This is a genomic window from Vreelandella nanhaiensis (assembly GCF_003990185.1).
GTDB classification, from domain to species: domain Bacteria; phylum Pseudomonadota; class Gammaproteobacteria; order Pseudomonadales; family Halomonadaceae; genus Vreelandella; species Vreelandella nanhaiensis.
The window spans coordinates 25816-43091 of record NZ_RZHF01000001.1; the positions used below are offsets into that span (position 1 = coordinate 25816).

Consider the following 17276-nt stretch of genomic DNA (forward strand, 5'->3'; position numbering starts at 1 on the left):
AAGCTCCTTGAGCAAAGTTAAGCGCCAGTGGTGCTGGCGTAGTCTTCGCCATGCAGGGCATGGCCACATCAGGTTCTAATCATCTGCTGTTTATGGCAGCAGCTCTTCAATTCCCGCCTCGCGCTGCGAATCGGCACGCTCACGCGCTTGCTGGTTAGCACGACTGACCAGCTCTCGAGCCTCCTCATAAAGGTTCGATGCGCTGTAAGTGGTGTCTCCATGACGATCAAGACTTGTCTCGATCGTGGGGGCATCTGTTGGCAGGCCTAAACCAGCCAGTACGGTGTCAGTGATGTCAGGAATAGTGCCGTCCAAGACGGCTGCTTGACGGACGATGACCAAAGCGCCATCTGCTGCATCAACGATCGCTGGGCGAACGCCATTGTCGACGCGAGCCAATGTGGATACGGCTGAATCTCTTGCCTCACCGTCCCCTAGCAGCTCACTGGCTGCTGCACGGCGAGCATTAACGTATTTGGCCGTATCGAATGTCACCACGGCTGGTGATTCAGCGTTTGACGAGGCCCATGGGAGGTCTAAGGGAATGACGGTTATAGCGAACGCCATCGCACCCAGCACACCACCTGCCAAAGGCAATACCCTAGCCAAGGGGTGCTGAAATCGGGATCTGGTTTTTTGGTCTGTCTCGCTCATGTGCCTGCCTATCGTCTACGCATGAAAAAGCCCCAGGAATAAACCAGGGGCTGTGAATAGAACATCAAAAGGGAAATTCCACTCCTTCGTCTCCATCACCTGCAGCACCAGCGCTACGCGGATCACGGAGGATGCGGCAAGTGTCCACCATAAGGTTGGTATACACAGTGCCGTTATCAGCCTTACGGAAGGACAATTCGCCCTCGACAAAGACCAACTGACCGCGCTTCAAGCGATCCTTCATAACCTCGGCGAAGCGACCACCAAGGATGCAGTTAAGCCACATCGGATCATCACCCACTTTCTTGGCCATGTTGATACCGAACCGAACGTAAGTTTTGCCATTGCCGTTGGTCCGAACTTCTGGTTCGCCAATGTGACCAATCTGTAGAGTCTGTCCCCACATGTTCAAATCTCCTCTCTCTCACATTCCCAACGTAATGGGTCTCGTTGGGGGATAGGGGCGCTACTGACACTAAGGAGCGAACCTGGGCGGTTTATTTTCCTAACGCATGAAAAAGCCCCCTGACTCAGATGAGTCGAGGAGGCTTTGAAGTGGTCACCTCGGGAGGTGACGAACGATTCTTGCCTTGGGCTGGAGATAACTCCAGTGCGCCAAGTTAAGGAGGAAGTTACCAAAAGCTCTCTTGGTGAAGCTCACAATGAATGTATCTTCGGCGCTCTCTATGGCCTGTAAAGTGCTTTCCCGATGCAATTTGCGATCAGGGCGACGCACCTGGATGACAGGTCCATCCTCGACAGAGAAAGCGAACCCCTCAAGCTCACCAAGCGAGAAGACCTCGAAGGCCACATTCACATCCGTTCCCAAGTCAGCCATTTGACGTGGCGTTGGCTGGCGCCAGCGGCGACCGGCCTCACGAGGCAGAATGAAAAGAGAGCCTTGCGCTGAGTCGATGGCAAACGCCACCTTATCAGCACGGAGGTCATCTAATTGCAGCCCGCCGAACTCACGACCAAAAGCTATGGCATCTTCTTGATTAATAATCAGCTCAATATTCATGTCGCTCTCTCCTCTCATTCCTGCGATGCAGGTCTCAAAAGGAGATAGGGCGGGGACTGCCATAAGTGGACAGCTAGAGCGCCTGTAAAATGTTTCGCATGCAGAACATCCCTAGGCTGTAGAGGTAGTTTTTTACGGGGTTAAGAAAGGGCAAGCGACAGAATAAAAAAGTTCATCGCATTTTGCCGGGATATGCGACTTTGATCTTCAGAAAGAAATACGCCGTGTCCCGGTAGCCGTAAGCCATTCGCTTGATGACTTTGATGTGATTGTTCATTCCTTCCAGGGCGCTGGTGTTGAGTCGATAAAGGGCACTGGCAACGATACCTTCTAGGTGCTTGGCGAAAGCAACCAGCGACTTGAGCCCACTGTCGATGGCCATTCCAAACTACGCTTTACAGCGTCGGCGGGCCTCGGCTTCACTAGGTGCGTACCATAGCTCTTTGAGTTAGCTCTTAAGCAGGTAGACCGTGGTCAGCGGCTCTTTGGCGGCTAGCAATACATCCAACTTGACGGCCTGCTCAGGGTCCAGGTTGGTGCGGTTGCGCAGGAGCAACCAGCGACTGCGCTTGATCACACGCCGGCCAGCATGGTTCTCGCGTAGCCGGTTTGCCTGATAGACCCGCACCCGGTCGATCACCTCGCGACCGAACTTGGCGACCACGTGAAACAGGTCGTAAACGACCCTGGCTTTTGGGCAGTGTTGCTTGGCTTCCATGTCCATTGCCGTATTCATGCCCATGGCGACCGCTTCTTTTTGCTGACAGGTATCCCTGTCCAGCCATTCGAAGGCAGCGCATGCGCATGAACGCCCCTCGCCGACCCACAGGACTTGCTGTGTGTCGGCGCAAACAGCCACCATGGCATAATGGTTCCCCTTGTGCAGGACAAACTGACGCCGCACCCGGGTCAGGTCTGCCTGGGCTGTCTCATGACTCAGGCGCCGATGATCCATAGTCTTGACCGTATACCATTGAAGCCCCACCAGCTCGGCCACATGCTTGATAGGTGAAAGTCGAACCAGGGTTTCGACCCAGCTCACCATGGCGCAGGTCAGTGGCTGACGTCCGGCTAGCCAGGCAATACGCTCTCATCGGGGGCCGCAGGCCGGACGACGTACTCGGCGCACAGGGATGTCTAGCCATACGCGATACTGGAACAGGTCGCGCTCACGCACACGGCGATAACTGACATCATGAATGAGCCAGGTGGATTGGCCACAGCGACTGCAGCAGGGCGGGTGTGAGGCGGTGAGTTTGAGCTTGATCAGCAGGCCATTGGCGCCGAGTGATTCATAGCAAACCAACTCGAAGTCTTCCCAGAACAAGGTAAGCAAACTAGCATCCATGGCACGGCGGTGGTCTGGTTGGGACATTTTTTTGGCTTAAACCTTTCTACCGCCGTCATTCTCGTTTACGGGTGCTATCCTGCAGTGAAACCTGAAAATGGTTTGGAACTCTTATCCTCAGTTGCCAAATAAAGATCTCAATGCTTAGGCATGAGGTCTAGCCATCTCAAGTTGCCGCTATCAGGCTCTCCTAGAGCATCGAGCCTATGTCTGAGGCCCCCGTTGGGTAGGCAAACATTGTCGTATTGAGGTCCGTGGTGGTGAGCCCATGACGAATGGCCAGCGCGAATACGTTGATGACTTCATCCACGTTGGGGCCGACGAGATGAGCGCCCAGTACCTTATCTGTCTCTTCTTCGATAAATATCTTGAAGCCATAGACCGGCTCGGCGGCCTGACGGGCGGTAAACCAGTTGTGTGTGTGTTGACTCGAGACGCGGAATTTCAGCCCTTGCTCACGGGCCTGCGCTTCGTCGAGACCGGCGGAGGCGATAGGCGGAATGGTGAAAGCGACACTCGGCACCCCTTTATAATTCGGTGTGCTACGTTTGCCATCGATCAGGTTGGCGGCCACCACCTTGGCATCGTGACTCGACACGGGGGTCAGGGGCGGCCCCACCTGGGCGGCATCGCCTGCGGCATAAACGGCGGGGTTCGAGGTACTTTGCAGATGCTCATTTAGCGATAACCGCCCCTTCTCGGTCTCGATACCGGCCGCTTCCAGGTTGAGGGCCTTGAGGGCTGGCTTTCTTCCGGCCGCGTGCACGACTAGGTCTACATCAACCGTGCCGGTCTCGCCATTCGAGGAGGTGCGAACACGATAGCCGGAGGCCGTCTTTTCGATGGCGTCCACGTTGGTCTGGGTTCGCACATCAATGCCCTGATCACGGAAGGATTCCATGAGCCAATCGACCAGGTCCGGATCGAAGGGCTTGAGCATCCGCTCGCCGTGCTGTAGGACGGTGACTTGAGCTCCAGCCCGGGCAGCCAGGTGAGAAAACTCTGCGGCAATATAGCCCCCGCCGACCAGGGCAATCCGCGGCGGCAAAGTAGCCAGTTCCAGAAATTGTTCGTTGTCTATGAGGTGTTCTTCGCCTGGAATACCCAGGGTGGCTGGCTCGGCTCCCGTGGCAATCAGGATATGCTGTGCTTCAAGTACCTGGTCCTCAACCTCTAGGCGGTTGGGGCCGGTAAAACGCGCCTGTCCATGGTAGGTATCGATGCCCTTGTCGCTGAACATGGCCTGGTGTTTTTCAGGCACAGGATCGGTAAACTCTCGCTTGAAGCGTAGCAGCTCGGCCCAGTCGATACGGACCTCTCCCTCCACGCCCTTGCCTTGCATGCGGTGAGCATGGTCCAGCGCCTTGGCCCCCTGGATCATCATCTTCTTGGGGTCGCAGCCGCGCAGGGCACAGGTGCCCCCAAAGGGGCGGGAGTCGATGATCGCAACACGCCAGTTGGCGGCTTGGGCACGCATGACGACTATTTTAGCGGCGGTGCCGGTACCGATAGCGACGAGATCGTAGGATGCTGCCATCTTGTTTACTCCTTTGCGTAGCGGCGACTTGGTAGCCGCTAGTCGCCGCGTTGAAGTCATCGCTGTCCAGGCTTCGTTCTACCGTGGCCCGAACAGCGATACCCTGGAAATGCGTTATTCCCCTCTGAACCGTGCCACTTATTCGGGGATCAGTGGCATGTCTTTCGGCTCCACGGTGGGCAAGGGGGCCATTAGCTTTTTCTCTACCGCGATTTCATGGAATGTGACATGCCAGCGGTTGGCCCGGTGATAGTTTCGAATGAAGGCGTCCCGAATATCCGTGCGCTGGCTCATGCTGGCGTAGTTGTGCCAGAGCGTCATGAACGCACGCGCCGCGAACCACTGGGCATTCACGATCATCCGGTCATTGGCGACACAGGTATCCTGATCGGGCACCTAGTCAGGGCTCATGGTTTCTTCAAGCGGCGCCGGCAGGGCGTAACCGCCAACTTCCAGAATCTTCTTCATCTCATGGATGTTGGGGTTGCATACATCCTCAAGGTAGGTCTTGATCGCTTCCTTGATTTGCGAGTCTTTCGTCGCGGCGAGGTACAAGTTGCACTGCCCCATGCAAACGACTTCACGCCGAAAGCCCTCGACGACGGCCACGTACTCGCTTGCGGAGAGGCTGTTTCTTCCCGCCCCCGCTTGAGCATAGTAGCGTTCGGCGTAGTCACTGTAGGACGTGCGGCCTTCGGGGCGGCCTATTTCCACTTCAGACATCGTCGTTGCCTCCTTTCATTGACATTGGAGAGCCTCTTGCTCCGATAAATCAACGGCCATCCTGCAGGTATTCATGGGAGCGAGCTGGCAGGGATAGGCCCTCCTCACTCGTTGGCGAATCTGAAAATCCTGACCTTGCTGACTTCAACGTAGACCTGTAGTTATTACAGGGACAAGGTGGTTGTTGTTTATGTCTGGTAACTGAAGAAGCCAGCCTGCCCAAGGTCGACTCGGTAGCCTTGTGGGCAGGGGCAGACTTTGTCTGGCTCGCCTCACTTGCCTGGCCAGGAGGTCGGGTGCAGTTCCAGAACTGTGTCACGAACCCCGGCCTCCTTGACCGAGGCAGCGCCGCCAAGGCGCATTGGTTGCGACCGAGGACAGGCTTGAAGCAGTACGCCGGACGCAATCCGCATGGGTGCCGTCACGCTACCTTATTCGTAGAGCTGTATATGCAGGGCACGGTTGATCAGCGCAAGATGGGTAAAAGCCTGCGGGAAGTTGCCAAGGAACAGGCCCGTCGTCGGATCGCTCTCCTCGGCATAGAGCCCCGCATCGTTGGCGTTGGCGTTGGCCAGTAACCGCTCGAACAGGGCGCGAGCCTCCTCGGCTCGACCAAGCATTAGAAGTATATCGACCAGCCAGAAACTACAGATCAGAAACGCATCTTCGCTGCCGGAAAGCCCATCCGAAGCCAGGTAGCGGTGTACGACATCGCCATGACATAGGTGCTCTTCCACTGCTGCAGCCGTCAGTTCAAGTACGGCCTTGTCGATAGGAATGCCCATCAATGGGATCAACAAAAGCGCGGCATCGAGATCGTCATGACCGAAGGCCTGCGTGAGGTAGCCGCCACTGAGCTTGATCCCCTGAGTCACGATGGCCTGAAATATGCCATCTCATGCCAGTTCCCAGGCGGGCTGAGGACCCAGCAGGCGCAGTGTGCGGTCGAGTGCGACCCAGGCCATGGTATTTGTAGACGTGATGACGCGGTTCCCCACGCATTTCCTAGATCCCTTGATCGGGTTCGTGCCAGTGGGCGGCGACATGATCGGCCATTTCTCGAACAAGGGTCGCCAACGTCACATCAAGGCTTGTCACCCCGCGCAGCAGGACAGTTGTTTGACGTCCTTGGTAAAGGTCTGGGCACAGAGCTTGAGCCCCTCGACCATAGTCAAGTAAGGAAAAAGCTCATCAGCGATGTCTTGTACCGTCATCCCGGCACGCAGGGCCATGACCGCCGTCTGAATGAGCTCGCCGGCTTCGCCGGCCACGGCCTGGACCCCGAGCAGGCGCCCGCTGTCGCGTTCGGCGACGATCTTGATGAAGCCGCCGGTCTCAAAGTTGACCAGCGCACGGGGCACGTTATCCAGGGTCAGGGTCCGGCTGTCGGTAGCGAATCCTTGAGCCTCGGCCTCGGCTTCGGACAAACCGACGGTTGCGATCTGCGGGTCGGTGAAGACCACCGCCGGCATGGCACTCAAGTCCAGGCGCGCCTCGCCCCCCGTCATATTGGTGGCGGCGCGGCTGCCGCCCGCAGCGGCGACATAGACGAACTGCGGCTGGTCGGTGCAATCCCCAGCGGCATAGATAGTGGGTACGGTGGTACGCAGAGAATCATCGACCAGAATCGCTCCGCGGGCAGTCTCTACGCCGATGGCGTCAAGGTTCAGCGTTTCGATATTAGGCGTGCGGCCCGTCGCGACCAGCAGCTTGTCGGCCTTGATGCCCCCCGTGTCCGTCGTGAGCACGAACTCATCATCGGTATGCACCACCTGGCTGATCTGGACGCCTCGTAATACATCAATGCCCTCGGCCTGGAAAGCGGCTTCCAGGGCCTCGCCAATGGCCGGGTCCTCGCGGGAGAACAGGCGGCTACGCGCCAGGATCGTCACTTTGCTGCCCAGCCGCGCGAAGGCCTGGGCCAACTCCACCGCGACCACCGATGCCCCGATCACCGCCAAACGCTCGGGAAGGGTGTCGCTGGCCAGGGCGTCGGTCGAGGTCCAATAGGGCGTGCCAGCCAGCCCCGATACCGGTGGAATGGCGGGACGCGCGCCGGTCCCGATGAAGACACGATCGAAAGCGACCTCGCGCTCGCTGCCATCGTTCTTGTCAACAATCAGGGTCTGGGCATCACGGAAGCGGGCCCTGCCGCGGATAACCGTAATGGCCGGGTTGCCTTCTAGGATGCTTTCGTATTTACCGTGACGTAACTCTTCCACACGGCTCTGCTGCTGGGCCAGTAAACGGCCACGATCAATGGTTGGTGCCGTTGCCGTGATGCCGTCATCGAACGGGCTTTCGCGGCGATGATGGGCAATATGCGCGGCACGGATCATGATCTTAGAGGGCACGCAGCCGATGTTGACGCAGGTACCCCCTATGGTACCTTGTTCGATCAGGGTGACACGGGCACCCCGCTCGACACTTTTCAACGCCGCTGCCATGGCAGACCCGCCACTGCCGATCACGGCAATATGTAGACCCTGTTCGCTGCCTCGGTCACTGCTGGCTCGCTCTGTGGCCTGCGTCAGATCGGCGCCGTAGCCCTTGGCACGGATCGTCTCAAGCAGACGCTCGGTACCCACCTCGCCCGGGCGCATTATTACCGCGCGGCCCTGGTCATAAGAGACCTCAGCCTCGACCCCGGGCAGTGCATTGAGCGCCGCCTGAGTCGAGTCGGCGCAACTCGTGCAGGTCATGCCGGTAACTGTAATCGTGGTTTGCATAAAAATTCCTCGGTAATCCTTTCGCACAACTCCCGCAGCCCTCGATGAACGTGGGCTAGGTGGTTACTGGGCTTGTTTAGTTTTCTCGGAGGCCAGGCGCGACGGATAGCCCGCATTGGTCGTAGCGGCGGTCAAGTCCGCCCCGCTCGCCTCGGCATCTTCGAAGGTCACGGTGGCGCTTTTTTCCTCGTAGGAAACCGTGGCGTTCTCCACACCGAGCACTTGATTGAGCGCTTTCTTGACGGTGTAGGGACAGGTCGAACAGGTCATATTGTCAACAGCCAGGGTGACGGTCTGTTGAGCGGCGAAGGCCGTCCCGGCACTTGCCGCGGACAAAAAAAGCGTACCGATCAAGGTGCTAAATTTCATATAAGAAAGACTCCAGGAAAATTTGAAGGTGTATTAGCCAAGGAACAGCGGGGCGATATACGGCCAGGCAAGCACCAACACGACGAGTGCCGTCGCACCCCACAACGCTATCTTGATCACTCGCTCGGCAAGCGGCGTGCCGCAATAGCCATCCACATCACAAGCGTTGGCCCGGCAGGCGCTCTTGGGCTTGCGATAAACCTTATAAAAACCGATACCGAGCATTGCCAGGGTGAAGGCGAGAAAGAGCGGCTGGTAGGGCGCAAGCGCCGTGAGATTGCTCATCCAGGCCCCGCCGATGCCCAGTGAGAGAAATACCACCGGCAGAATGCAGCAGGCGGAGGCGAGTATCGCGCCAATGACACTACCGCTTGCCAGTAGGCCTTTGCGCCCTGATCGGCTCGTCGTGGTTTGCTCGCTTCGATCAAGCGTCTGGTCTTTACTGTCTTGCATAGTGATTCTCTTGCAATTTGGGTATTCATAGCTACTGTAGCCCCTGTAGCTACTACAGGATCAAGAGGAAAGTAGGCCATGCCATTACGCCGAGGGGAGCTAGCCAGACGAGCCGGTTGCAACATCGAGACGGTTCGGTACTACGAGCGCATTGGGCTTATGCCGAATCCGCCCCGAAGCGAGAACGGCTTTCGTAGCTATGAAGAGCGCCACCTCACACGGCTGACGTTTATCCGCCGAGCGCGCGAACTGGGATTTACGCTCGAAGAGGTGCAGGACCTTCTACGACTGGTTGATGGCGGGCATTACACCTGCGCTCAGGTACAGGAGCTTGCACTCAGGCATACCGACGATATCCAGCGCAAGATAAATGACCTGCATCGCATGCAACGCGCCTTAAAAGAAATGTCGGCCCAATGCAGCGGAGAGGAAGTTCCCAAATGTCCCATCATAGAAATTCTTTCTGAGACCTCTTAGCCGAATACCTATTACTGCGGTGTGGTTCATCTTTTACCTCTTCGCATCAGAGCGGCTTAAGGCAATCTCTGTGATTGACGTCCTCCTTCTCTTTCTCGCTGATCGGCGAAGAACCATAAAAAAGCCCCTGACCGAAAGGTTCAGGGGCTAGTGAATCATGTAGGTCTAATTGAGCAGCGTGTCACGACAGTCTGGGAAATCCCGCGGTACTCGCCGTGTTCCTTGACTCGCCCCTTCAGTACAACCTTACTCCCCTCAAGGGCCTTACCTGTTTTCCAGACAATGTACCGACCTTCGGGGTCGCAGAATATGTGCTTCCACATCAGCTCCCATCGCGTATCTGATGAAAAGGACCGCTTACGCACAACTTCCATCTCCAACTGATCGCCAGGACCTCCAGCATAGCCGAGAGCCATCATTGACTCGGTGTTAACAGCTGACTCCTCATGTCGATCGTAGGCAGTGACAGCCGCCGTCATAACGCCGACTCCGCGTTTAAGCTTAACCAAGTCGAAACGAGCATGATGAACAATCATCGTCTCGAAATCGTTATGCTCAGTCTGCAGAGGGATCACTTGCCGTGCCCAAGCTATTACCGCATCAGCCTACGCCACGTCCTCAGAGACACACGCCTTCATTCGCTTGCTGACCATCGGGACTGAACGAGCCATCTCACCCACAATTTCTGCTGTGGCCAGGTCGCCAGTTTCTTCTGCTCGAGCACGAGACACGAAGCCTCGCTCCCGAATCTGCCTTACTGCCGCGGCAACCAGCCATCGCAGCTCGACAACAGCATCTGGAGGGCGACCGCCGCATATGCCCACCTCATCGATCTCTTCCATCATATTGATAACAGAGACCAATAGTTGAGCACGGGCCATCATCGACTCAGCGCCTTGGTGGCCAAGATAGTCCTTGAGGCATGTCTTTCCGACCTCTAGGACAACGCCAATTGCCATCTCTTCCATCAGAAAGAGATAACGCCGCTCACGCCGTTTGTTGCAGTGGCTGCAGTCGCCCGTGGCGTCGCCCGATCTGTATGGCTCGGGCAATCGGCTATATGCCCACTCCAAGGGAGTGCCCCGTGCTGCCTGGTTCGCTGCCATGTCGATTCGCGCCAGCAAGCGATACCCGTCCAGCTTCGGAGGTTCGCCACTGACTGCGACTTTCACGGCAACGATCTGCTCCAGCTTAAAGTGCGACAGTCGATCTTCAAGATCCAACTTCTCACGAGCCCAGGGCTTTACAGCCTCTTCCAGCACGTTGATCTCGAAGGACGCCATGCCAAGTTTCTTTGCCTTGCGATCGAGCCGTTCTACCATTTCGCGCAGTGCGGGAAGTTGGCACTTCGGTATCCAGCAGGTGGTCTTGTCTGTCTGTGTCGTCATGATCCTTACTCCTCTCTCATTCCTGCGTAAATGCAGGACTCAAGATGAGGTAGGGGAGTAACTGACGAGCTAAGTGTTTCGCACGCGAAACAAAGAGGGTTCATAGTACTGTCGCTATGGCTGTGTCAGGCAGCGCATTTCGTCCTGTGACGAGAAAGGGTGAGCAACTGCTGTAGCCGAGAGGCCTGCCGATGCAGCCTTTGGGCTGTCGAAAAATTGTCCCATCCTGACTGAAAGCTACCCTCTCGATTCAGCTCCTCAATCTGAACTGCCGTTTCGGTCCATTGGCTAGGAGGCATTGTGTCCACGAGCCAGCCCCCTCGTTCGTAAAGGTCTATAACAACCCCACCACTATTGCAGATACGCATGATCAAAGGCCTAAACAATCCTTCATATACGTCTTCGGCTTCACTCGATGCCTGATAAAACTCAGCAAAACCAGCCTCAGCCAGCTCACGCAGTTTGTAATACTCAGTGTATGGAGGTACAGCCACAGAACGTGAGGTTTCCTTCTCAAAGAATGCGAGCCCTGGCGCGTGATCGTACATGTTCATCTTCACCTCACCCTCAATGGTGATCGAGGCGCCGGTTGCGGGCAGCACATTAGTGCCGAACGCTTGATCAAAATAGCCGGCCAAACTAGCAGCGATATTTTTCTGTAGCTCTCGAAGAAACAAGCGGTCTTCATGCGTTAAGTCAGTCATAACGGCTTCCATTTGGCTAAGGTGAGTTTCAGTATCGGGGGGGAGGGGAGGGTGATGCAAAGGGGCTTCATGAGGTGAACACGAACACGGCCAAAGCCTCAGGAAGTGATAGGGCTTGTGTGTCAGGTGGTATAGCGCGGCTGGCGCCAGCGTGAAAAAGCCCCATGCTGAGAACAGCAGAGAGGGCTTGAAATACTACGCGAGCACTACAGCATCATCCAGGTGGCGGGCCTGAAGCCTTACCAAGCTGGACGAGCCATCTGGCCTGAAAACATTGCGTTTGCGCGGCAAGTCCACCTTGGTGAATGTGTCGCACTCCAGGCCTCCAACGAACCGTACTGTGTACGGTAGTTTTATCCGATCGCCATTTTGCAGACGCACACGCTGCTTTTTCGATTCAGCATGCTTTAGGCATCTCTCACGCCATTCGCTGGCATACTTCAGTCCGACTCCCACTACTACCCCCAACTGCTCCAGCTCCTCAAGCGGAGATAGCAGTTTGAGAATCGATGCAGGGCACTGTGACAAGGCTGGCCCCATGGTTTCATCCATCGACTTGTAGCAAAACTCTCCCTGCGAACAGCTAGTTTTCACGACCGCCGCTATCGTGTACTCAATAGACGCATGATCCGTGGCCTCTCCCCTCCGCTGGACCTTAATCGCAGCGTAATAGGTAGAGCCCACGAAACTCGACTTCAGCACTTCGTTAGATCCATCCTGGTTGGTGTATTCCTTGTCCAGGTAGGCTTTACGGTCGGACGGCTTTGGTACGCATAAAGTACCCATAATCTTACTCCTCTCTCATTCCTGCGGTATTGCAGGTCTCAGGAGGGGATAGGGGTGAAACTGACAGAAAATGTTACGCATGCGAAACATAGCGTCTAGCTCCCATTGCAGTGCCATATAGGATCGAAGCCGCAAAATCATGATCCTGGCTCATGGGCATCATAAATAGAAAAACCCCCAGGCAGCACAAGGCTGACTAGGGGCTTAGAAAGAGGAGTGATAACTGCGCGATCGCGTCAGTCCTCCTCGGGTAGCATGATCGTTATCACAGGCTTAGGGGTATCCCCAGGACCTATAGTCATAACAACATGTTTTGGCACAACGATAGAGCCGGTTTCGGATTGCTCAATCACATCAACGATGAAGTCGATATATCTCTCGTTGCGCTCTCTCGCAGCAGCCTCAAGGGCGACAAGCAATACATCGCCTAACCGCTTATCCTCTTGCTGCTGCATCTCATGAGGGCTTCTACCGTCATGCCACGCCACCAAAGCCTCCCAGGCTGCAGCAGTCATGGCAACAGGCACCTTGAAACCCATCATGTTGCCGGCGGCGTGCTCAGCACGTTCGCTGACATCTACCAAATTGCCATCTTCGATGGCATCCGCACGGGAATAGCTATGGATCATGTCAGTTTCATCAAACATGAGCTGTAGCCCCCTGTTGGCGTGACGCCAAAAAAGCAGCCATTGGGATGGGTGTAACCTCAGGCCCAGTCGGCAACTTCCAGGCGCTCTCACGTCTAACAACGCGAGCCAGTCGATCAGCAGCAAAGCATAGCCCCCAGCGTTCATTAGAACGCTCAGACAAGCCGCTTGGTTCGTGCGTAACCTCCCACATCCAGTCAGAATCCACATCCACACATGAGCGGACTTTGAACACCTGCTCGCTTATTCGCACCCTCCGGCTCAGACCTTCAACGCCTAAGTATTCACCGAAGTTACCGCCGCGACGGCTGTAGATGATCGTTTCCAAACGCTCGCCAAATGTTTCCATTGGGATTCTCTCTCTTCTCTCTCTCACATTCCTGCAAAGCAGGTCTCAAGAAGAGATAGGGGCCTTGCTGACGTTGAAAAGTATGGTATTGGTAGCCCCCTACCTGTTTCGCATGCGAAACAATCAATTCAGGAGATGCCTATGGTCGGTAAAGCAACAGCCCAGGACAGCACTACTGAGGGAGCGCCCAGAGAGAATCTGCGTGTTATCCAGGTTCGCCACCGAGAGACACCCAACAGCGAGACCCCAGACGCGATTTTGATGATCCAGCGGATAGAACAAATTGTTGGCCAGGGCGCTCGACTCACGCTTAGAGTCAAACGGATCGATACCCAGCGGCCTCCTGAGGGAAATGAACTCGAATGGTCAGCTGCATATTCGCCTTCAAGCTCAACAGATAGGGAGCGGGTCAGACTCACTCACGGTGAATGCAGAGGTCCCGCAGATATTCAAATGATTCTTAACGGTTTACGCGGGTTTCGTATCGGCACCTACCTGATGGCAGAGATCGTCACTTGGGCCAGGCAGTGGCCGTTGGCAGAGGTAATGAAGATCGAGCTGTCGTGGCAAGATGAAAAGCCAGGCGCACACGATGGAAATAACAAGGTTAGGCGTGATCGGTTCTATGAGCAGTTCGGTATTGAATTCATCCCTAGTGAAACCGAATCGCAGATAACCGCTCGATCAAAATACATGCTTGCTGAAAACCTGACGACTGACGATGCCGAGCGTGCCTGGCGATTGAATATCCAAAAGGTGAATGCGAGTGACTGGCTAGTTGATCAGCAGCGAAAGCTGGAAGAACAGGAAGGGCAGATAGCGAAGCTCAAGCGAAAGGCTGCAAGCCTGCAGACCACGAAAGACCGCATTGAAGCCCATCCATACCGCTATGCAGTGTGTCGTTTTCTTACCAATCCTCTGGCGTTGGGCTGCCTTGCACTGGTGGCTGTGGCCTTTTCCCTCGCCAAGGAAGTGGTTAGCTGAACCATCCGCCAGCCTCTGGTAACCGGAAATAAAAAAGCTCTTCGCGAAGGAAGAGCTTGTTGAATGTGAGATCAATGTCTCTTGTTCTGACGAGAATGACAATCGCCAGAATTCAGCTAACTGCTGCTGCCGTCCTGATGGTGATGATGCTTGCTGCGTTCAATTTGAACGAACGTGAATAAACACACGGCCGCCATAAAGACTGCAAAAGCTGTAACTAACCATCCAAAAGGGCTCATAAATTCAATCCTTTTCTGCACTGTTGCGCTCAATTCTTACAAGAAACGCAATACCTGTTACCCAAATGATAGCACCTACGAAAAACATGGCAACTGATGCACCAAGAGTGATTTTCTCGCTAGGAGCGAAGAAACCCAGAACTCCGGCACCCATAGCGCCAAGACCGAGTTTTCGTACATCGTCTGTCAGTGCCTGCAGGCTGTCCGGCCCCAGCAGAGGCTGGCCATCCTGCATCCTTCGTCGTACCGTGGCGACCCATTGTTGAAACTTTACGCTCATGATCCTACTCCTCTCATTCCTGCTGGATTACAGGTCTCAAGAGGAGATAGGGGGGCAGGGTGACACTCAGGTTCGTAAATAGGGTGCACAGCGAATTTTCCGTGAACGATAGCTATCACGCGGGCGACTCGACTAGCGCGGTTCCGCCTGCCGATGCCAATGTCCGGCTCGTTGCGTCGTTCTTGACCAGCGTCAGGTGAGACTGGTCTGCGTCAGCAGTTCATCGAGCAGGCCGTTCAGAGTGCGCCGAAGGTAGATCAACAGACCCTTCTCCTTGGCCACCACCGTTACCTTGGCGAAGAGATTAGAGGCGGCGGGGAAAGGCGTTCGCACTACGGGGCCCATGACCAGTTTCACCCCCCCACAGCAGGCCGAGGCCGCACACATCGCCGATCCAGCGATAGCATAGACCTACCGTCCTTAACATGCAGAACGGCAGATGCAAAAGCAGTGGCCTAGCGAAAGACCACACTGGCGATTAGGGCAATGCCAATTAAGAAAAGCACCATAATGCCGATAGTTTGCCGGGTACTGGGCCTGTTGAGCCTCGTAAACCACTGTTGAACCCGAGACCTCATTACCTGGGCTCAAGATAAAAACCAGAATGTCACTCCGAGATAGAGCCGAGGGTGACCGTACCGAGACAGGGGTGGAGAGACATAACATGCTGGCGATCACGTTACTGGGCCGCTGGCTCCGCCATGCATGCTGGGCTACACCAGCAGCTATGTAGCATGTAATTGATTTTTTTCACATCTCGCGCCCCGGAGTTCGCCATCTACCGCCAGCGAACCCAGTTCACTCACCCGACAGCGGGAGGCTTGGCCGCGCCTTCATACATGAACGTCATGGTCTTGGGACGACCGAGATAGCCTGTAGCCAGATCCTGGAGTACAAAGCCGGCATTGAGAAGCAACACATCTGTCTGCCGATCCAGATGGCAGCCACCGGCGCAACGCTTCCAATACGGAGTCAGCCGTTGCTGCCAGCTGGCAACGCGGGTTTCTGGCGCGAGTCCATGCTCGACAAAAATCAATTGTCCCCCGGGCTTGAGCACCCTTCGCGCCTGGGCTAGAGCCGCTTCTATGTCCGGAATCGTGCAGAGTGTCCAAGTACTCAGGACCGTGTCTATGCTGTCATCAGGTAGTATTATCTGCTCTGCGCCCATTTGCAGCACTTCCACCTTGAAAGGGGCTTTGTTAATACGCTTTTGCGCAAGCTTTAAAAGGCCACCATCCGGCTCCACTGCATAGTACTTCTCTATAAGCTCAGGGTTGTAATAAGGTAGGTTAACTCCAGATCCAAATCCAAGTTCTAAGACACTCCCCCGAGCTTTGGCCACGGTACGTTGACGATATTTCTTAAGCATCCCCGCTCCCATCGTCAGGTTGATCAGATGCGGTAGTATGTGGCGGCTATAAAAACCCATGGCACTTCCTCCACATTCGATAGGGATAAAACTCATATCATTGTGTTGTAAGCCTATAGCACCCCCGCTAAGCCAGCTTGTGCCCTTTGTTGCCCTCCATCTCTGGGGCACTACAACGCGCTCTTTCCCGTCCTAGGTGTTGAACTTTCCGGCAATGTCTACTGCTACGACTATTGCGCCCAAGACCCATCGGGCAAGAAGAAGGAGTGATGCTCGTCATGTCTTTCTCCTTTTTGGCGCGGGCGTGACCGGGCCTATGGGCAAGGAGATGGTCGGTAAATCACTTCCCAGCTTGGTTAGGGATCCAGCTGCGCTGAGACCGTGCGGTGATCTGGAGTACCTCCTTCATGCGCAGCGTCGAGAATAGGCCCGAGGCGAACGTCAAAGCCACCACCACTCACAACGCCGCAGCCAGTCCCAGTGTATCCGCTACCACCCCTGCGATAATAGCGCCTAAGAAATAGCCAAGATCACGCCAGAGGCGATAGATGCCAACCGAGGATCACCACGCTGGATGCACGACATCACCGATGACGACGAACAGGGTAGGATAAACCATCGCTTTACCTATCCCAATAGGAACGCGCCCGTCGCAAATCCCGAAAACCCTACGGAGACAGCAAACACCACAATGACCACTGCTGGCAGACGATGAGCCCCTGACGCCCCACCCGGTCTGACCAGGCACCGGTAAAGAGCTTACCGATGCTCCAGACGGCGGGGTATATCGCTGTCAGAATACCAATCTTTTCTAAGGCGATAAGCCTGACCGAGGGCTATCCGCAGTGGAAAGCCGCCGGACATCCGGTGCAGATTGAAATGCAGGAGAAACCGACACTACAGGGAGAAGAACTGACGATGGGCGAAATGGTGGCTTGCGGCGGATTGATGATGTGGTGGGATGGACCTGCTCTGTCTGCTTGTAATCCTGCTCCTCGTGCTTGGGGTTGCCGCACTCGTATAGTACTTGTTCTTTAGCAACAGGCAATGAGTGGCTGCGGATGTCCCGCGCCTCAGTTGGAATAACATGGCACTCGTATATGCCGGCTATCTGCCCTTGTGTGAACTTGGGAAGCAAATGGTTGTACTCACTGAGAGCCCTCAGTATCCTCACCGCTTTTAAGGTCTCGCTTATTTTTTAAATAGATACTTAACGAGA

Annotated in this window: 21 protein-coding genes and 1 pseudogene; 3 read left to right on the top strand and 19 right to left on the bottom strand. The window is 55.5% G+C overall.

What is annotated here, in order from left to right:
- Positions 1 to 90: 90 nt before the first annotated feature.
- The 11 genes and pseudogenes from ELY38_RS00120 to ELY38_RS00170 form a co-directional block, all read right to left on the bottom strand.
- A complete protein-coding gene (locus ELY38_RS00120; RefSeq protein WP_035557920.1) occupies positions 91 to 654 on the bottom strand; it encodes a hypothetical protein in 564 nt (187 codons plus the stop codon).
- 64 nt (positions 655 to 718) lie between these two features.
- Positions 719 to 1060 (bottom strand): single-stranded DNA-binding protein, encoded by a 342-nt coding sequence (locus tag ELY38_RS00125; RefSeq protein ID WP_035557917.1) that lies wholly within the window; start codon positions 1058 to 1060, stop codon positions 719 to 721.
- Between the two features lie 153 nt (positions 1061 to 1213).
- Positions 1214 to 1675: a hypothetical protein gene (locus ELY38_RS00130; RefSeq protein ID WP_035557913.1), complete on the bottom strand. Its 462-nt coding sequence runs from the start codon at positions 1673 to 1675 to the stop codon at positions 1214 to 1216.
- Positions 1676 to 1847: 172 nt separating this feature from the next.
- A pseudogene (locus tag ELY38_RS00135) lies at positions 1848 to 3023 on the bottom strand (ISL3 family transposase).
- Between the two features lie 190 nt (positions 3024 to 3213).
- Entirely contained in the window at positions 3214 to 4560 is a 1347-nt protein-coding gene (locus ELY38_RS00140; RefSeq protein ID WP_035557901.1) for a dihydrolipoyl dehydrogenase family protein, read from the bottom strand.
- A gap of 138 nt (positions 4561 to 4698) precedes the next feature.
- Positions 4699 to 4956, bottom strand: a complete 258-nt coding sequence (locus tag ELY38_RS00145; RefSeq protein ID WP_127059529.1) for a hypothetical protein — start codon at positions 4954 to 4956, stop codon at positions 4699 to 4701.
- Positions 4957 to 5283 (bottom strand): hypothetical protein, encoded by a 327-nt coding sequence (locus ELY38_RS00150; protein WP_127059530.1) that lies wholly within the window; start codon positions 5281 to 5283, stop codon positions 4957 to 4959. It abuts the gene before it with no gap.
- 431 nt (positions 5284 to 5714) lie between these two features.
- Positions 5715 to 6158, bottom strand: coding sequence for a glycoside hydrolase family 15 protein (locus tag ELY38_RS00155; RefSeq protein ID WP_052703852.1), 444 nt, complete (start codon positions 6156 to 6158; stop codon positions 5715 to 5717).
- Between the two features lie 219 nt (positions 6159 to 6377).
- Entirely contained in the window at positions 6378 to 8012 is a 1635-nt protein-coding gene (merA, locus tag ELY38_RS00160) for a mercury(II) reductase (RefSeq protein ID WP_035557898.1), read from the bottom strand.
- 63 nt (positions 8013 to 8075) lie between these two features.
- The gene (gene merP, locus ELY38_RS00165; RefSeq protein WP_127059531.1) at positions 8076 to 8381 is read right to left on the bottom strand and encodes a mercury resistance system periplasmic binding protein MerP; all 306 of its coding nucleotides are present in this window, start codon (positions 8379 to 8381) and stop codon (positions 8076 to 8078) included.
- A gap of 33 nt (positions 8382 to 8414) precedes the next feature.
- Positions 8415 to 8834: a mercuric transporter MerT family protein gene (locus ELY38_RS00170; protein WP_035557893.1), complete on the bottom strand. Its 420-nt coding sequence runs from the start codon at positions 8832 to 8834 to the stop codon at positions 8415 to 8417.
- 78 nt (positions 8835 to 8912) lie between these two features.
- Between ELY38_RS00170 and ELY38_RS00175 the strand changes: the two genes are divergently transcribed.
- On the top strand, positions 8913 to 9311 hold the full coding sequence (locus ELY38_RS00175; RefSeq protein WP_035557890.1) for a MerR family transcriptional regulator: 399 nt from the start codon (positions 8913 to 8915) through the stop codon (positions 9309 to 9311).
- A gap of 605 nt (positions 9312 to 9916) precedes the next feature.
- On the opposite strand, the gene ELY38_RS00180 is transcribed toward ELY38_RS00175, so the two are convergent.
- From ELY38_RS00180 to ELY38_RS00200, 5 genes are all read right to left on the bottom strand, one after another.
- The gene (locus ELY38_RS00180; protein WP_035557885.1) at positions 9917 to 10699 is read right to left on the bottom strand and encodes a hypothetical protein; all 783 of its coding nucleotides are present in this window, start codon (positions 10697 to 10699) and stop codon (positions 9917 to 9919) included.
- 125 nt (positions 10700 to 10824) lie between these two features.
- Entirely contained in the window at positions 10825 to 11403 is a 579-nt protein-coding gene (locus tag ELY38_RS00185) for a hypothetical protein (protein ID WP_035557883.1), read from the bottom strand.
- Between the two features lie 195 nt (positions 11404 to 11598).
- Positions 11599 to 12189 carry a DUF6927 domain-containing protein gene (locus tag ELY38_RS00190; RefSeq protein ID WP_052703853.1) on the bottom strand — a complete coding sequence of 197 codons (591 nt, stop codon included), beginning with the start codon at positions 12187 to 12189 and terminating at the stop codon, positions 11599 to 11601.
- 236 nt (positions 12190 to 12425) lie between these two features.
- The gene (locus tag ELY38_RS00195; protein ID WP_035557880.1) at positions 12426 to 12836 is read right to left on the bottom strand and encodes a DUF6573 family protein; all 411 of its coding nucleotides are present in this window, start codon (positions 12834 to 12836) and stop codon (positions 12426 to 12428) included.
- Positions 12829 to 13185, bottom strand: a complete 357-nt coding sequence (locus tag ELY38_RS00200; RefSeq protein WP_035557876.1) for a hypothetical protein — start codon at positions 13183 to 13185, stop codon at positions 12829 to 12831. Before ELY38_RS00200 ends, ELY38_RS00195 begins: the two co-directional genes overlap by 8 nt.
- 141 nt (positions 13186 to 13326) lie before the next feature.
- Here ELY38_RS00200 and ELY38_RS00205 point away from each other — a divergent pair, with 141 nt between their 5' ends.
- Positions 13327 to 14169: a hypothetical protein gene (locus tag ELY38_RS00205; protein WP_083024693.1), complete on the top strand. Its 843-nt coding sequence runs from the start codon at positions 13327 to 13329 to the stop codon at positions 14167 to 14169.
- Between the two features lie 243 nt (positions 14170 to 14412).
- On the opposite strand, the gene ELY38_RS00210 is transcribed toward ELY38_RS00205, so the two are convergent.
- The 3 genes from ELY38_RS00210 to ELY38_RS00215 all read right to left on the bottom strand — a co-directional run bounded on the left by ELY38_RS00210 (position 14413) and on the right by ELY38_RS00215 (position 16057).
- The gene (locus ELY38_RS00210; RefSeq protein ID WP_035557873.1) at positions 14413 to 14688 is read right to left on the bottom strand and encodes a hypothetical protein; all 276 of its coding nucleotides are present in this window, start codon (positions 14686 to 14688) and stop codon (positions 14413 to 14415) included.
- 192 nt (positions 14689 to 14880) lie between these two features.
- Positions 14881 to 15033 carry a hypothetical protein gene (locus ELY38_RS18980; protein ID WP_157826462.1) on the bottom strand — a complete coding sequence of 51 codons (153 nt, stop codon included), beginning with the start codon at positions 15031 to 15033 and terminating at the stop codon, positions 14881 to 14883.
- A gap of 457 nt (positions 15034 to 15490) precedes the next feature.
- Positions 15491 to 16057 (bottom strand): class I SAM-dependent methyltransferase, encoded by a 567-nt coding sequence (locus tag ELY38_RS00215; protein ID WP_222845093.1) that lies wholly within the window; start codon positions 16055 to 16057, stop codon positions 15491 to 15493.
- A 765-nt stretch (positions 16058 to 16822) separates the two neighbouring features.
- On the opposite strand from ELY38_RS00215, the gene ELY38_RS00220 reads away from it, so the two are divergent.
- Positions 16823 to 17095 carry a hypothetical protein gene (locus ELY38_RS00220; protein WP_035557864.1) on the top strand — a complete coding sequence of 91 codons (273 nt, stop codon included), beginning with the start codon at positions 16823 to 16825 and terminating at the stop codon, positions 17093 to 17095.
- The last annotated feature ends 181 nt before the right edge of the window (positions 17096 to 17276 follow it).

Excerpts from the sequence above, each read along its gene's own strand:
- ELY38_RS00125 (WP_035557917.1), bottom strand. The coding sequence starts at position 1,060 with ATGTGGGGACAGACTCTACAGATTGGTCACATTGGCGAACCAGAAGTT.
- ELY38_RS00120 (WP_035557920.1), bottom strand. The coding sequence starts at position 654 with ATGAGCGAGACAGACCAAAAAACCAGATCCCGATTTCAGCACCCCTTG.
- ELY38_RS00170 (WP_035557893.1), bottom strand. The coding sequence starts at position 8,834 with ATGCAAGACAGTAAAGACCAGACGCTTGATCGAAGCGAGCAAACCACG.
- merP (WP_127059531.1), bottom strand. The coding sequence starts at position 8,381 with ATGAAATTTAGCACCTTGATCGGTACGCTTTTTTTGTCCGCGGCAAGT.
- ELY38_RS18980 (WP_157826462.1), bottom strand. The coding sequence starts at position 15,033 with ATGGGCCCCGTAGTGCGAACGCCTTTCCCCGCCGCCTCTAATCTCTTC.
- ELY38_RS00130 (WP_035557913.1), bottom strand. The coding sequence starts at position 1,675 with ATGAATATTGAGCTGATTATTAATCAAGAAGATGCCATAGCTTTTGGT.
- ELY38_RS00150 (WP_127059530.1), bottom strand. The coding sequence starts at position 5,283 with ATGTCTGAAGTGGAAATAGGCCGCCCCGAAGGCCGCACGTCCTACAGT.
- ELY38_RS00185 (WP_035557883.1), bottom strand. The coding sequence starts at position 11,403 with ATGACTGACTTAACGCATGAAGACCGCTTGTTTCTTCGAGAGCTACAG.
- ELY38_RS00195 (WP_035557880.1), bottom strand. The coding sequence starts at position 12,836 with ATGTTTGATGAAACTGACATGATCCATAGCTATTCCCGTGCGGATGCC.
- ELY38_RS00215 (WP_222845093.1), bottom strand. The coding sequence starts at position 16,057 with ATGCTTAAGAAATATCGTCAACGTACCGTGGCCAAAGCTCGGGGGAGT.
- ELY38_RS00220 (WP_035557864.1), top strand. The coding sequence starts at position 16,823 with ATGCTCCAGACGGCGGGGTATATCGCTGTCAGAATACCAATCTTTTCT.
- ELY38_RS00140 (WP_035557901.1), bottom strand. The coding sequence starts at position 4,560 with ATGGCAGCATCCTACGATCTCGTCGCTATCGGTACCGGCACCGCCGCT.
- ELY38_RS00205 (WP_083024693.1), top strand. The coding sequence starts at position 13,327 with ATGGTCGGTAAAGCAACAGCCCAGGACAGCACTACTGAGGGAGCGCCC.
- ELY38_RS00190 (WP_052703853.1), bottom strand. The coding sequence starts at position 12,189 with ATGGGTACTTTATGCGTACCAAAGCCGTCCGACCGTAAAGCCTACCTG.
- ELY38_RS00200 (WP_035557876.1), bottom strand. The coding sequence starts at position 13,185 with ATGGAAACATTTGGCGAGCGTTTGGAAACGATCATCTACAGCCGTCGC.
- merA (WP_035557898.1), bottom strand. The coding sequence starts at position 8,012 with ATGCAAACCACGATTACAGTTACCGGCATGACCTGCACGAGTTGCGCC.
- ELY38_RS00175 (WP_035557890.1), top strand. The coding sequence starts at position 8,913 with ATGCCATTACGCCGAGGGGAGCTAGCCAGACGAGCCGGTTGCAACATC.
- ELY38_RS00210 (WP_035557873.1), bottom strand. The coding sequence starts at position 14,688 with ATGAGCGTAAAGTTTCAACAATGGGTCGCCACGGTACGACGAAGGATG.
- ELY38_RS00180 (WP_035557885.1), bottom strand. The coding sequence starts at position 10,699 with ATGACGACACAGACAGACAAGACCACCTGCTGGATACCGAAGTGCCAA.